The sequence below is a fragment of the Spiroplasma endosymbiont of Melanargia galathea genome (assembly GCF_964031075.1).
GTDB classification, from domain to species: domain Bacteria; phylum Bacillota_I; class Bacilli_A; order Mycoplasmatales; family Mycoplasmataceae; genus Spiroplasma_A; species Spiroplasma_A apis.
This window is the reverse complement of sequence record NZ_OZ035000.1, coordinates 869,036-884,709: the sequence shown is the minus strand read 5'-3', so window position 1 is coordinate 884,709 and position 15,674 is coordinate 869,036. Positions and strand designations below refer to the sequence as shown.

At 33.1% G+C, this 15,674-nt stretch carries 10 protein-coding genes and 2 rRNA genes; all 12 read left to right on the top strand.

Annotated features, from left to right (window positions below; translation table 4 throughout):
- Positions 1–151: 151 nt before the first annotated feature.
- The 12 genes from AAHM92_RS03965 to mraZ all read left to right on the top strand — a co-directional run bounded on the left by AAHM92_RS03965 (position 152) and on the right by mraZ (position 15,672).
- Positions 152–3,060: ribosomal RNA gene (locus AAHM92_RS03965) — 23S ribosomal RNA — on the top strand.
- Positions 3,061–3,165: 105 nt separating this feature from the next.
- Positions 3,166–3,271: ribosomal RNA gene (gene rrf, locus AAHM92_RS03960) — 5S ribosomal RNA — on the top strand.
- A gap of 61 nt (positions 3,272–3,332) precedes the next feature.
- Complete coding sequence (locus AAHM92_RS03955; protein ID WP_500222144.1) at positions 3,333–3,920, top strand: hypothetical protein; 588 nt, start codon at positions 3,333–3,335, stop codon at positions 3,918–3,920.
- Positions 3,921–3,958: 38 nt separating this feature from the next.
- Positions 3,959–5,011, top strand: coding sequence for a phenylalanine--tRNA ligase subunit alpha (pheS, locus tag AAHM92_RS03950; RefSeq protein ID WP_500222142.1), 1,053 nt, complete (start codon positions 3,959–3,961; stop codon positions 5,009–5,011).
- Between the two features lie 11 nt (positions 5,012–5,022).
- Positions 5,023–7,434 (top strand): phenylalanine--tRNA ligase subunit beta, encoded by a 2,412-nt coding sequence (gene pheT / locus AAHM92_RS03945; protein WP_500222141.1) that lies wholly within the window; start codon positions 5,023–5,025, stop codon positions 7,432–7,434.
- A 1-nt stretch (position 7,435) separates the two neighbouring features.
- Complete coding sequence (locus tag AAHM92_RS03940) at positions 7,436–7,930, top strand: YceD family protein (RefSeq protein ID WP_500222139.1); 495 nt, start codon at positions 7,436–7,438, stop codon at positions 7,928–7,930.
- A 19-nt stretch (positions 7,931–7,949) separates the two neighbouring features.
- Positions 7,950–8,126 (top strand): 50S ribosomal protein L32, encoded by a 177-nt coding sequence (gene rpmF / locus AAHM92_RS03935; RefSeq protein ID WP_023789849.1) that lies wholly within the window; start codon positions 7,950–7,952, stop codon positions 8,124–8,126.
- Positions 8,127–8,451: 325 nt separating this feature from the next.
- On the top strand, positions 8,452–10,257 hold the full coding sequence (locus AAHM92_RS03930; RefSeq protein ID WP_500222137.1) for an ABC transporter ATP-binding protein: 1,806 nt from the start codon (positions 8,452–8,454) through the stop codon (positions 10,255–10,257).
- An 18-nt stretch (positions 10,258–10,275) separates the two neighbouring features.
- Entirely contained in the window at positions 10,276–11,886 is a 1,611-nt protein-coding gene (locus AAHM92_RS03925; RefSeq protein WP_500222136.1) for an ABC transporter ATP-binding protein/permease, read from the top strand.
- Between the two features lie 172 nt (positions 11,887–12,058).
- The gene (locus tag AAHM92_RS03920) at positions 12,059–12,364 is read left to right on the top strand and encodes a hypothetical protein (RefSeq protein ID WP_023789843.1); all 306 of its coding nucleotides are present in this window, start codon (positions 12,059–12,061) and stop codon (positions 12,362–12,364) included.
- 92 nt (positions 12,365–12,456) lie between these two features.
- Positions 12,457–15,126, top strand: a complete 2,670-nt coding sequence (locus tag AAHM92_RS03915) for a fructose PTS transporter subunit IIB (RefSeq protein ID WP_500222134.1) — start codon at positions 12,457–12,459, stop codon at positions 15,124–15,126.
- Between the two features lie 90 nt (positions 15,127–15,216).
- Complete coding sequence (gene mraZ, locus AAHM92_RS03910; RefSeq protein WP_166484607.1) at positions 15,217–15,672, top strand: division/cell wall cluster transcriptional repressor MraZ; 456 nt, start codon at positions 15,217–15,219, stop codon at positions 15,670–15,672.
- Positions 15,673–15,674: the final 2 nt, after the last annotated feature.

Sequence of the window (15,674 nt, the reverse complement as noted above, 5' to 3'; positions counted from 1 at the left end):
GAAAACTGAATATTAGATGAAAAAAAAATAGACATTTAATTTTTCTTACGTTTAACAATAAAACGTAAAAATAGTAACTAAAATTACTAAGAAAAACTAAAATTTCAAAAAAATATAGATTATTTTATAATGCAAAATAGGTCTTTCTTTAAGAAAGTATAGTAAGGGCATATGGTGAATGCCTTGGAAAATGGAGCCGATGAAGGACGCGACTACCTGCGAAAAGCGCCGGGGAGCTGGAAGTAAGCTTTGATCCGACGATGTCCGAATGGGGAAACCTACTATGATTAATCTCATAGTGTCCATAACTGAATACATAGGTTATGTGAAGGGAACCTGGGGAACTGAAACATCTTAGTACCCAGAGGAAAAGAAAACGAATGTGATTCTGTAAGTAGCGGCGAGCGAAAGCGGAACAGGCCAAACCGGTCTTCGGGCCGGGGTTGTAGGACTCTTGTTAGAGTTACAAAGTTAGTGTATAGCAGAAGCTGTTGGGAAGCAGCGGCGTAGAGGGTGATACCCCCGTATGCGAAATGCACTAACCTCGAAAGAGTATCCTGAGTACGGCGGGGCACGTGAAACCCTGTCGGAATCTACCCAGACCACTGGGTAAGCCTAAATACTACCATTTTACCGATAGTGAACCAGTACCGTGAGGGAAAGGTGAAAAGTACCCCGTGAGGGGAGTGAAACAGTTCCTGAAACCATATGCTTACAAGAAGTCAGAGCCCGTTAATGGGTGATGGCGTGCTTTTTGTAGAAAGAGCCGGCGAGTTACGATATCATGCAAGGTTAAGCAGAAGATGCGGAGCCGTAGTGAAAGCGAGCCTTAATAGGGCGTTCAGTATGATGTCGTAGACACGAAACCGGGTGATCTAGCCATGAGCAGGTTGAAGTTAGGGTAAGACCTAATGGAGGACCGAACCAACGTTCGTTGAAAAGACCGTGGATGACTTGTGGCTAGGGGTGAAATTCCAATCGAACCCGGAGATAGCTAGTTCTCCCCGATATATCTTTAAGGATAGCGTCGAGGTTTAGAATTATGGAGGTAGAGCTCTGAATGTATGATGGCCCCACCTAGGGGTACTGATTACAATTAAACTGCGAATGCCATAATTTCATACTCGGCAGTCAGAACATGGGTGATAAGGTCCATGCTCGTGAGGGAAACAGCCCAGATCTACAACTAAGGTCCCTAAATATACGCTAAGTGTGTAAGGATGTGAAGGTGCACAGACAGCTAGGATGTTGGCTCAGAAGCAGCCACCATTTAAAGAGTGCGTAACAGCTCACTAGTCGAGTGCCTTTGCGCCGAAAATGTACCGGGGCTTAAGCGGATTACCGAAGTTTAGGATTTACAGCAATGTAAGTGGTAGGGGAGCGTTCTAATTGCAATGAAGTCAGACTGTGAGGATTGGTGGAGCGATTAGAAGAGATTATGCCGGCATGAGTAACGTTTGGGAGTGAGAATCTCCCATGCCGTTTGACCAAGGTTTCCTGGGCAAGGTTCGTCCACCCAGGGTTAGTCAGGACCTAAGGCGAGGCCGAAAGGCGTAGTCGATGGACAACAGGTTGATATTCCTGTACCACCTAATAAAGTGATGGAGTGACGGAGAAGGATAGTGGATGCCGGCTGTTGGATATGCCGGTCTAAATACAAAGGAGTGTACGTTGGTAAATCCGCGTGCTATAACTCTGAAGTATGATGGGGAGTGAACGCTACGGCTAGTAACGAAGTCCATGACTCCACGCTTCCAAGAAAAGCTTCTAGCGTTAATTTATTAGGTGCCTGTACCTAGAACGAACACACGTGGTCAAGGAGAGAATCCTAAGGCAAGCGAGATAACTATAGCTAAGGAACTCTGCAAAATAACCCCGTAAGTTAGCGAGAAGGGGTGCTCACTTTTAGTGAGCCGCAGTGAAGAGGAAGGGGCAACTGTTTAGCAAAAACACAGCTCTCTGCAAAGTCGTAAGACGAAGTATAGGGGGTGACGCCTGCCCAGTGCCGGAAGGTTAAGAGGAGATGTTAACTTAGGTGAAGCATTGAATTGAAGCCCCGGTGAACGGCGGCCGTAACTATAACGGTCCTAAGGTAGCGAAATTCCTTGTCAGGTAAGTTCTGACCCGCACGAAAGGCGTAATGATCCCTTCGCTGTCTCGGCTATAGACTCGGTGAAATTTTAGTACCAGTGAAGATGCTGGTTACCCGCAACTAGACGGAAAGACCCCGTGGAGCTTTACTATAACTTAATATTGAGTCTTGGTGTAACATGTAGAGGATAGGTGGGAGACGTTGAAGCAGTCACGCTAGTGATTGTGGAGTCATCCTTGGAATACCACCCTTGTTACATTGAGGTTCTAACCTAGACCCGTTATCCGGGTCAGGGACAGTGTTTGGTGGGTAGTTTGACTGGGGCGGTCGCCTCCTAAAAAGTAACGGAGGCGCCCAAAGGTACCCTCAGTACGGTTAGAAATCGTACGCAGAGCGCAAAGGTATAAGGGTGCTTAACTGCGAGACTTACAAGTCGAACAGATGCGAAAGCAGGGCTTAGTGATCCGGCGGTCCCGTGTGGAAGGGCCGTCGCTCAACGGATAAAAGTTACCCCGGGGATAACAGGCTGATCTCCCCCAAGAGTTCACATCGACGGGGAGGTTTGGCACCTCGATGTCGGCTCATCGCATCCTGGAGCTGTAGTCGGTTCCAAGGGTTGGGCTGTTCGCCCATTAAAGCGGTACGCGAGCTGGGTTCAGAACGTCGTGAGACAGTTTGGTCCCTATCTGTTGTGGGCGTAGGAAAATTGAGAAGAGCTGTTCCTAGTACGAGAGGACCGGAATGGACGCACCCCTGGTGCTCCTGTTGTCACGCCAGTGGCACAGCAGGGTAGCTATGTGCGGAAAGGATAATCGCTGAAGGCATCTAAGCGAGAAGCCTCCTTCAAGATGAGTTTTCCCATTCTTCGGAAGTAAGATCCCATGTAGACCACATGGTTGATAGGTTGGGTGTGTAAGCACGGCGACGTGTTCAGCTTACCAATACTAATAGATCGAGAGTCTTTCTAAAGAATACCTAAAACAAATTGCTTTATAAAGTATATATTCATTCTAATGTTCAGTTTTGAGAGAACGATTAGGTTTGCAAAAACCCATCTCTCAAAAAAATTCAGATCTGGTGGCCATAGCACTGAGGTCACACCTGTTCCCATGTCGAACACAGAAGTTAAGATCAGTAACGCCGACGATAGTATAATGCGAAAATAGGAAGCTGCCAGTTCAGAAGTAAAAAAGCTCGACAATTAGTCGGGCTTTTTTATATATATCTTTAAGGAGTTCAAATGGATAATATATTGGAAAAATTTAATCAAAAATTTAATCAAAAATTAAATAGGTTTCGTATTCACGATATAAATTTAAATTGATATTTTGAAGGCCTACCATCAATAATTAATGTAAATAATTTATATTCGATTGTTAATGTAATATTTAAAAGTGAGATGAACAAAGTTGAAGAAGATGACATAAAAAATAAAATTATTTGTCTTAGGAATTGCTTTATCGACAACTTTGACAATAATTTAAAACTTTTAGAGCTATACAAAAATTCTAATGAACATATTATTAATAATTATTTAACTCAATATTATGCGCTTTTGAAAACATTCATAAATGAGTCTTTGTTAGTCTATATTTTTCACAATAAAATACATAGTGATGTAATTTACAAAAATACTTATGTAGATGTTGACGATTTCTATAATATAAAAAAAGTTGAATTGCATCTACAAGTGTTAAAAATAAGAAAAATATTTGTTAAATCTGTTGTTACACTAAGTGAAGAGTTAAGTAAATTAGTTACCGATTTAGATGAATCAATAAATAATCAAAAATCAATAATTAAAAAACTTTTGAAAAAGATTATTTAGTATAATTATTATGCTGTAAAAATAGAAAAGGTGAGACTGTGATTAAAAAATTAGAAGAATTACTTAAAGATTTCAAATTAAAAGTAAATAATATAAAGACAAAAGAACAACTAGAGGAAGTTAAAAAAGAGTATACAGGTAAAGAGTCGCCTTTGAATCTTGTTTTAAACAATCTTAAACAACTTTCTTCGAGTAAAAAAAAAGAAGTAGGCTTATTTGCAAATAAAGTAAAAGCTGAGATATATGAAAAATTAAATGACCTTTTTGAAGAATTTTCGAATTTAGAATTACTAAACTTGCTAGAAAAGGAAAAGGTAGATATTACATTGCCAGGCGTTAGTATAAATCGTGGATCAAAACACCCCTTGAATATAGTTATTGACGAATTAAGTGATATATTTAGTGAAATGGGTTACGAAATGATCAATGGAACTGAATTGGAACTAGATGAGTATTGCTTCCAAAAATTAAACTTACCTATCGGCCATCCCGCTCGTGATATGCAAGATACATTTTACATAGACGAAAAAGTAGTGCTTAGAACACATGCTACTAATATGACAGCTAGACTTTTAACTAAATTATCAAAAAATATTAATAATGAGAAAAATATTGCAGCCATTAGTTACGGAAACGTTTACAGAAGGGATGACGATGATGCAACTCATTCTCATCAATTTATGCAAATTGATGGATTTGCAGTCGGACAAAAACTAAGCTTTGCCAATCTTAAATGAATTTTAGAATATATGTGTAAACGTCTTTTTTCTAACAAAACTCAAATAAGAATGAGACCGAGCTTTTTCCCGTTTACCGAACCCTCAATAGAGGTAGATATTAGTTGTGTTAGTTGCGACGGATTAGGGTGTAAAATATGTAAATTTACAGGGTGAATTGAAATTTTAGGAGCAGGTATGATAGCACCTCAAGTATTAATTTTGAATGGGTTGGATCCTAATGAAGTTGGAGGTCTAGCATTTGGTATAGGAATTGAAAGAGTAGCTATGCTTAAATTTGGTATTAAAAATATTAGAGACTTTTACGAAAACGATATTAGATTCTTAAATCAATTCAAGTTTTTCGGAAATTAAAGGAGCAAAAAATGATAATTACAAGAAATTGATTGGAAAACTTTATAGACCTTGTGGGAGTTAAAGATAACGAAATAACTGTTGCATTGAACTCACTTGGTTTTGAAGTTGACTCATACAAGACTTTCAAGGATTTAAATCAAAGACTAATGTTAGGTCATATCGGGAATGTAAGTAAAATTGATGGAACACATCTGAATTTTTGTTTTGTTGACAAGGGTGAAGATTTGGTTTCTCCAATTGTTTGTGGTGCAGACAATGTTGCAGAAGGTCAATATGTTGTGCTTGCAGAACCAGGGTCAAAAATCTCAAATGGTCTAGAATTACAAACAAAGGAAATTAAAGGAAAAACATCTGAAGGGATGATTTGTTCCTTAATTGAATTAGGAGTTGACCCAAAAAACCTTACAGAAAAAGAGATTCAAAGTATATACGAAGTTCATACAAAAAAAGATACATATAGTTATATCGGGAATAAAAAGATTTTAGACATTATCGGTTTTAATGACTCATTATGAGAAGTTGATTTGACACTAAATCGTAGTGACTGTTTAGCTGCATTTCAGTTATTGAAAGAGTTAGCTAACTATTTTGATAAAGAAATTATAGACATTTCTCAATCTTTTGAAGCAAAAGTGGACAATAAAAATAACGATCAAATCAAGATTACTTGAGAAAAAGACGTTGATGAACACATAAACTTCGCTGGGTCTCAAATTTTTAACATAAAAGAGATTTATTCATTAGTAGAAAATAAACTTAAAGTTTACTCAGAACACGATCTATGACTAAAATTCAATGGTGTTAAAACTACAAATAATTTTTGACTTGATTTAAGTAATATTATTGCTATTGAAACTGGACAACCAATTTTATTTCTAGATGAAAAAGTTTTAAATAAGGAATTAAAAATTAAAAATGAAAATAGTGATGACAAGACAACAAATTTGCAACTATTAAATGGTGATGAAATTATCTCTACTTTAGGAATGGGTGTTGAGAAAGATTATTTGCCAAACGGTGATAGTAAGAAAGTTGTTGTTGTGTACCTTTCACTAAATCCAATACTCATGAGAAAACAACAAAAGGTACTTAATATTTCAAGTGTTTCTTTACAAAGGTGAATGAAACCAATCAGTACAGAACTTTATCAATTAGCAGAAAAAAGAATCACTTATTGAATGAATTATTATAATTTATATAATTCTTCTAGCTCTATTGAGATGATTAAACAACTTAAACAGTCTACAAAAACTATTGAAATATCTTTGGAATTTATAAATGATTACTTAGGTATGAGTTTAAGTGTAGAAAACATAAAGAATTTATTTAGAACATTAGATTTTGAAATAGAAATAAAAGATAAACTTTTAACTTTTAACATTGATAAATTCAGAACGGATATTCAAAATAAAGCTGATATAGTTGAAGAAATTGCCCGTTTATACGGATATAACAATATTCCATCAGTTGCACCAAGTATAGTAACACACTCTAAAGAAAAAAAACTTTCTCAAAACTTAAAAAAAATGGTTGAAAATCACTTAATAGGACTGGGATTTAATAATACTAAAACATATTCGTTGATGAATTACAAAGAAGTTTTACATTGAGATCTTTTCAATGTAAATAATCCGGTAAAATTATTATCTCCTTTAAGCCAATTAAGAGAAGCTTATCGCTTAAGTTTATCTAAAAGCTTAATTGAAGTTGCGAGTCTTAATTACTCAAGAAATAATAAAAATCTCAAACTTTTTGAGTGTGCAGATATTTATAACTATGATAACAAAAGAGAATCACACATCGCTTTTTTGATATCTAGTGATAGTTTCAGTCAAAAAGCACACAATTATAAAGTCAAACCAGATTTCTTTTTTGTTAAAGGAATTATGGAGTCAGTTTTGAGTATTTATCAAATAAGCCTTTTAGATATCGAACTAAAAGATATGAATTCAAAAATTAATGAGATACACCCGTATTTAAATGCTGAAGTTATGTATAAAGATTCTTTAATTGGATTTATTTTTAAGTTAAATCCAAAATACGAAAAAACATTAAAACTAGATAATACTTTTTTAGTTGAACTTAATCTAAATGCAATTGAAGAGCTATATAATCAAAAAATAAGATTAAAAGAAATCTCAAAATACCAAAAGACTTCTAGAGATCTTACAATATTATTAGACGATAAAGACCGTTATAGCGATATCATTAAAAAAATAATCCAAGATGTAAATTTCATAACGAAAATTGATTTAGTGGATATTTATCAAGATGAATTATTGAAAAAAAACAATAAAAAAGCAGTCTCAGTTAGTTTTGAGTTCAATGACTTAGAAAGACAACTAAATGACGAAGATGTGATGGCAGAATGACAAAAGTTACAAGACAAGCTACTTGAATTAAATATTGAGGTGAAATAATTTGCTTAAAAAAGATATAGAACTTAAAAAAAATATCGATTTAGATTTAACTTATTCAGATATCGACAACTCAAATTTTGAACATGCCTTACTTAAAAAAATAGATAAAATTGATGTCAAGGGTAAATTAGTATATCAGGATTCTATAAAGGGTATATATATCAAAGCAAAAATATGTGCAGATTATCAAGCATTAGACGCACGTGATGGAAGTGAAATATCTATTACTAACGAAACTCTTGATTGAGAAGATGAGTACTTCTTTGAATCAAAAGATGATCAACACAACATAGTTATTGGTGAACAATTTGATATACTAGGTTACGCAGTTTCTCAAATAGTTTTAAATATTCCTATTAATTTCACAAAAAACTATGGTAAAATTTCATTTGTCGGTAAAGATTTTAAACTTATGTCTGAAGAAGAATACCAACAAGAACAAGCAGAAAAATTAGATCCTAGGTGAAATAAACTTAAGGATTTAGTAAAAGAATAAATAATCGGAGGTGTAAAACATGGCTGTACCATTTAGAAAAACCAGTAAAGCTGCAAAAAATAAAAGAAGAAGTCATCTTGCTTTAGTTAGTTCAGCTATCATTTCGTGTCCAAACTGCGGAAGCATGATAAAACCACACAGAGTTTGTCGTGAATGTGGTTACTACAAAAACAAAGAAGTAAAAAAAGTAGGTTAATTTAAACAAGTATATCTTGTTTTTTTTTTTTTTTTAAAAATATTAGCAGTTCAATAAATTATAAATGATTTCCAAGTTATCGCTAAATTGTGATTATGCTTGCTTTTTAATTCTTTATATTTAAAATTATATTAATGAAGGGAGGGCATGATATGCAAAAACACAAAAGTCATACAAACTCAAAAATGCCCTTAATCGGTCTATTAGTTAGCATAAATGATAATCCTCTAAATTAGCTCAGCTCTTTAATGATAATTTTTAATATACAAATTACCTGTGAAGGTAAAATTTTTAATAGCAAAAAATAGAAAAGAAGGTTTATTATATGAAAAAACAAGGAGGAGCAATGTTAAAAACAATTGCTCACTATTATAAAAAAGAGTGGAGGCTCACGGCAATTATGCTATTCTTGATAATGATAATTGTTTCTTGTGCAGTGATGTTTCCTTTATTAACACAACAAATGATTATGGCTGTTAGGGTTGCTAGTGGGAGCAAAGAAGTTATAGCATCAGGTATAATAAGTTATTGAGGCTTATCTTGAGTTACACTAATTTATATTTCATTAGGTGTAATTATTACTTACGGTATATCTTCATACATATATGACTTTATTTCATATATTATGGGTAAGAGAATTGAAATAAGTTTACGTAATCGATCACTTGAAAGTTTAGTTAGACAAGATATATCGTATTATTCAAACAAAAAAATAGGTAGCATATTAACAAAAGTGATTTCAGATACTCAAATTGTTGGAGATCAAGCTGTTCAAGTTCCCTTACAATTTGGAATATCTTTTTTTGAAATCTTAGCATCTGCAATTATGATGTTTATACTGAGTTGGCAGTTGGCAGCTATCACAATGACTATATTTTTACTTATTATGATAGTAATGGCCTTTTGTTACTTAGCTACGAGAAGAAAGTTTCACAAAGTACGTGAAGTTATTACCGAAATCAATGGTAATGTAACTGACAGAGTAGCAACTATTAGACTTATTAAATCTAATGGGACTGAAAATTATGAAACTGACAGATTTCATAGAGTTCACCAAAACTACTACAAAAAATCAATTGTTATTGGTAAAATACAGTCATTTATGTTAACAACAATGTGGGCTGGTATATTTGTTTTGCAATTCTCAGTGATAATATTTTCAATGATATTATTCGGGGGTAAAAGCGGCGGAGTAACATTTTTTGATACGACATTTATTGCTTTTACATTAGCACAACAAATAATGATTGGACCGTTATTCCAAATAATGAATGCTTTATTTGGTTTATCACAAGCTACCGTAGCAGCTCAAAGAGTCGATGATACAATTAATGTTACATCAATTTTAGACCCACATTATAATAGTGGTATAAAAATTGATAAACTAAAGGGAAAAATAATATTTGAGGAAATTGAGTTTAGGTATCCAGAAAAACCGAAAAAAATTATTCTACCTAAATTTAGCTTTGTCTTTGAAGAAGGTAAAAGTTATGCTTTTGTTGGAGAAACAGGTAGTGGTAAATCAACAATTGCTAAGTTGTTACTAAGATTTTACGACCCATCAGAAGGTAAAATAATTATTAATGATAATATAGACTTAAAAGATATCAATCTGGAGAGTTATTTGGCGCATATAGGTTATGTTGAACAAGAGCCTCAAATACTTTATGGTGATGTTTACGAAAACATTCGCTATGGTTGTTTTGGAGCTTCTGATAACGAGGTAATGGAAGCGGCAAAAAAAGCAGAACTACACGAATTAGTTTTAACTTGACCCGATGGATATGATACTATTTTAGGAGAAAGGGGATTTATGTTATCTGGTGGTCAAAAGCAACGCTTAGTCATAGCCAGAATGTTCCTAAAAAACCCTAAAGTACTAATTTTAGATGAGGCCACAAGTGCTTTAGATAATATTGTAGAGCAAGAGATCCAACAAAAATTAGATGATTTAATGAGGGGTAGAACTACAATCTCTATTGCACACCGTTTAAGTACCATAAAAAATTGTGATGAAATAGTAGTATTGGGAAAAAACGGCCAAGGAATTGTTCAAAGAGGAGATTTTGAAACTCTTAAAAAAGTTAAAGGTCATTTTCAAAATTTATACAAAGCAGGTTTGATGGAATAATAAATTAGGAGATTTAGAATGAGAAATGAAACAATGAGTTTAAAAAAGCAATCAAAAGAGATTGACTTATCAAAACCATTAATAGAATTAAAAAATATTACAAAAAATTATAAAACAAAAAAAGCATTAAACAATATAAATTTAACAATTATGCCAGGAGATAGAATTGGTGTCATTGGTGCTAACGGTGGTGGGAAATCTACTCTAAGTGAAATAATTGGAGGGATTCGAAAACCAACCTCAGGACAAGTTATTCGTCAAGAAAACTTGAAAATTGGTTTACAATTTCAAGAATCTAGATATCCGATAGGAATAACTGTTTTTGATATGATCAAATACTATTTAGAGGCTTTCAATGTTCCTATGTCAGAAGAAGAACTCACAAAATTATTAAAAAGATATCAAATTAATCCTTTTCGTAACAAATTTTTGGAGAGGTTAAGTGGTGGTCAACAACAACGCGTTAATATTTTGCTAAGTATGATTCATAACCCAGATTTAGTAATATTAGATGAAATATCTACTGGATTGGATATTGAGGTTCGTGGTGAAATCTTTGAATTTATTCGTGAAAATGTGATTGAAAAGAATAAAGCGATGTTTTTAGTTACCCACATTATGACTGAAATTGAAGACCTATGTGAAAAATATATTTACATAAGTGATGGAGAAATCAAAGATGCTGGATTAGTATCTGATATTATCAAAGAACATGGCTCAATTTACAACTATACTTGAAAAAGATTTAAAGATGATAAAGCAGCCAAAAATATCAACGAAGAAATTGAAGAAAATCTTTTAAAGACAAAAAATAAGATAGACAAAATAGTTAATACAAGCAGAAAAAAAGGAAAGCACATACCACTGATAAATCTCCTTTTAAAATATTATTTTAAGGGTTTTGCAGTTCCATTCTTTGTCTTGGCATTTCCTATCATACTTTTATTTTTAGAAGGGTTTGCTTTTAAAGGTGTAAAGTTCAATCCAAATACTAATGATTATGATTTATTGCACACCTTGGTAGGGTCGCTGGCTGTTCTTCAGATCATATCAGTGGGGATATTTATTATTCCACAAACTATAATTGAGTTTAAAAACTCAGTTTTATTAAAGCGAATAGGCGCCACTACCATTAAACCCGTATCATTTGTTTTATCTGTTGTTATAATGGGATTTATATTTATGATAATAGGTTTTCTTTGAACACAATTGTGGGCTGGAATATTTTTTGGGTCAACTTATACTTGAGAATTGGTTGCCATGCCAAAACAATTTTTAGAAATGATACCATTTTTTGTAATTATCTTGGTTTCATCCGTAACATTAGGAACTATGCTTTCAAGTGTATTTAACTCAACAACTACTTATATTGCAATCTCGAATGTGATTTATGTGCCAATCGCCTTTTTATCTGGTTCAATAATGCCAATTGATTTGATAATGAATAGCGATATTCTTAAATATGCAACTTATCTAAATGTATTCAAATATTGTATCGATCCTTTTAATGCAGCTTGAAATGGTACATTTGATTTAGACACTAAGTTTTGTATATTTTTAGGAATCTCAATAGTTCTAGCTGTAGGCTATGCAACAATCACATCTTTAAGATTAAAATGAGAAAATTAAACATAAAAACTGAAACGTTTTTAACTTTAATTTATGAACACTAGCTTAACTAGTGTTTTTTTTATCTCAAGAATTAAGGCCTCATTTAAATTAGAAGTTATCAATTACATACGAAAATACATAAAATACTCCAAAAAATCGTCGATAGTTATAATGAAAGGAGACAAAAAAAATGACGAATTTATTCAAAGAAATATCAGCTGAATTGATGAATATTTCCATATGTATTGCAATTGCAGAAAATGACTTAGTCAGCGAATTTCTAGATTACGAAGATAAAACTTTAAGTGACTTGATTAAATCTGTTAATCCAATTAAAGCTTTAGATCTAACAAATTCCATATATTATCATTATTCAAACTTCATGAATGAAGTTTCTGGATTGGTTAGCCATGAGTCTTATCAAGAACTTAAAGAAACAGAACGAAAAGCATATCATAAGACAGTCAAGATTATTGAAAGTACAATAAAACATTAAAAAATATTCCATTAAATTAGACTTATTTAGAATTTATTCTTGTAAAGTAATATAATCTTAAATGTGGTGGAACCCATGAAAGGAGTTACTTTATGAATAAAAAAATCATCAATACGGAGTACATTTTTTTAAATATCGATATCAAAAGTAAGGAAGAACTATTTTCACACATAGCTAATAATGCTTATAAATGAGAAATCGTGAAAAGTATACCAGAATTGATAGAAAGTTTTAAAGAACGAGAGACTTTATCATCAACAGCACTTGGCGGTGGCTTTGCTATACCACACGCGAGAAACCCCAAAATTGCTAAACCTGCTGTGTTCGTATATAGGTTTACCAACCCTATTGTTTGAGATGACGAAAACGAAGTTGAAGTTGCAATAGTTTTGTTGGTGCCAGAAGGCAGCGGTACTTACTTAGATATATTAAGTGGTATAGCAACAAAACTAATGAGCGAGAAAAATAAAGATTTTTTGAAAAAGTGTCAAAATAAAACAGAAATAACATCGTTTCTTATTAGTGAAGAAACTAAAAGTCCGACAAAAGAAACTCTAAATGAGAAATCTATCAGAGTAGTGGGTGTAACAGCATGTGCTACGGGTGTGGTTCACACTTATATGGCTAGAGAAGCAATATTAGATGCTTCAGCCAAAATGGATTGATTTGCTGAAGTGGAAACTCAAGGACAAAAAGGTCCAGAATTTATATTATCGTCAGAGTCTATCAAAAAGGCCGATGTAGTAATTTTGGCAAATGATATAGCAATCGATACTGACAGATTTGTTGGTAAAAAAATATATAAAGTTGGTACAAAACCCTTAATAGAGGATCCTGTTTTTCATTTGCGACAATCTCTGATAAAAAGCAAAGAAATGAAGGCTGATAGTTATAATGAAGGAACAGGTTTTGATATTAAAGACGGTAAAGCTTGAATAAGACATATAATGAGTGGTATATCATTTATGATACCCTTTATTGTTTTTGCTGGGATTGTTTTTGCTATAGTAACAGGAATCGGTAAACTAACTTACGGAACCTGACTAGACTATAGTGGAAAACTTAATGGAAATTCAAATACTTATGTCCAAAGCGGTGTCTCACTACATAACCTAGATGTAAAAGGGGGAGCAGCCTGAGAAGCAATTAGAGGTGATGATGGTAGTTATACTGCGACTATCACGATAAATAGTGCTTTTATATCAATACTTTATTACTTAAATCAATTCGCTAACATAGGTTTTGGTGTGATGATTCCGGTGATGGGGGCTTATATTGCTAACTCAATTGGGGGAAGAAGTGCTATTACTCCGGCCTTCATTTTGACTAGTGCAGGAACCAACCCTTCGATGTGATGACATTGAGGTATTTTCCACAGTAATATAACTTCACCAATGACAGGAGACGAAGTTTCTATGGACACTTTGTTCCCAAGTAATGGTGGTGGTATATTCGCTGCTCTTTTATTTGGTTTTTTAGTTGGTCACACTGTTAAGTGAATCAACACTAAATGAAAGGTAAGTAACTATTTAAAACCAATTATGCCAATCATCATAATTCCAGTATTCGTAACCTTAATTTACGGAATATTTACTTTATTCTTATTTGGTAATATATTCGGGTTATTAATGGGATATTTCAATTACGGTTTACAAAAAATGGAAAACTCTAAAATGGGTATGGCTGCGCTTGGACTTCTTTTAGGATTGATTGCCGGTATTGATATGGGTGGACCAATCAATAAAATTGCTTCATTTGGTGCAACCGCATTGATTCCAACAGATGGTGGTAAGGCAATGGGTTGTGCTGCAGCTGCCTTCGCAATTGCTCCACTTGGTGCAGGAATATGTTCACAAATATTTAGAAAAAAATTCAAACAAGACCAACCATTAGGTGTAAATGCAACAATACTTGGGTTTATGGGTATTTCTGAAGGTGCCATTCCTTTTGCTGCTAAATATACTTGAGCTGCCTTCTTACCAAACATTATTTGTTCTGGGGTGGCTGGTATGCTAGCTGGAATGTTCCATGTATCTGGTTGAGTCGGTGCATGAGGTGGTCCTATTATTGCTTTATTTGGTGGTGTCACTACGTGGGAGATGAGCTACATAGGTGTATTATGGTATTTATTAGCGATTGTTATCGCTACAACCATGCACGTATTTATGTTCAGATTTTTAGTAGAAATCCAAACCGATAAAGGGCAAATAGGTTCTGTTAAAAAAGCACATATAGAACTAATGGAGAAAATGAATAAGGACTTTATAAATGAGAAAAACTTGTTTAAAAGCAAAATTATGGATATAAAAAAAGAAAAAAGTAGTATATCAAAACTTAAAAAAAATAAGAAAATTGCTTATCTTGCAAAAAATGAAAAATATAATTACATATTAGAGAAAATAAATATTCATTTTAAAGAACTTCTACATAAACATAAAGCATTTAAAAATAAAGAAAAAAACATTTATAAAAAACATATGATTAGCGAAAAATTAGCTTTAAAAGCAAACAATACTGATATAAAAAACTATAAAATGCAACAAAAAAAAGGGATGCAAAAACTTGTAACTGAACAACAAGCAAAACTAAGATCTCTTACTAATGTTTTGAATCAAAATATCAAAAAAACCAAAGCAGAAAAACTCAAAACAGTAATTCAAAATGCAAAAGAGAAATATAAACTAGAAGTAGAGAATTATATTTCTACATTTAGAGAACCTTCTCTATTCAACTACAACCAAGAAATAATGACTATTTCATAAATAAATAACTCACCTTAAAAGTGAGTTATTTTTAAAACTAAAAGAAAAAAAACTTGATTATGTAAAGAAGTGGTATATAATAATTAGTGTGTGGGAGAAAGTGGGGGAAAATGTATGCTTCTAGGTACTTTTGAGCATAATCTTGACGATAAGTTGAGGTTAACAATACCATCAAAACTTAGAAATAAGTTAGGTGACTTAATATTTGTGTCAAAAGGCATAGAGAATTGTCTAGAAGTGAGAACCCCAGAGAATTTTAAAAAGCTACTTTCTGATTTAGGGCAAAAAAGTAGTTTTAATTCTTCAACTCGTAAAATAGAACGTTTAATTTTATCTAATTCAGATGAAATTAGCATCGACAATGCAGGAAGAATAAAAATCCCAACAAATTTATTGGATAAAGTTAATATCTCAAAACAAGTTTATATCTTAGGGCTAGGAGATAGAGTTGAAATTTGAGATAAGTTTGTATATGAAAAAATGATTGAGGAAACTGATGAACTAGAGATATATGAAGCAGCAGAACAATTGGGCGGAGCAAAATAAAG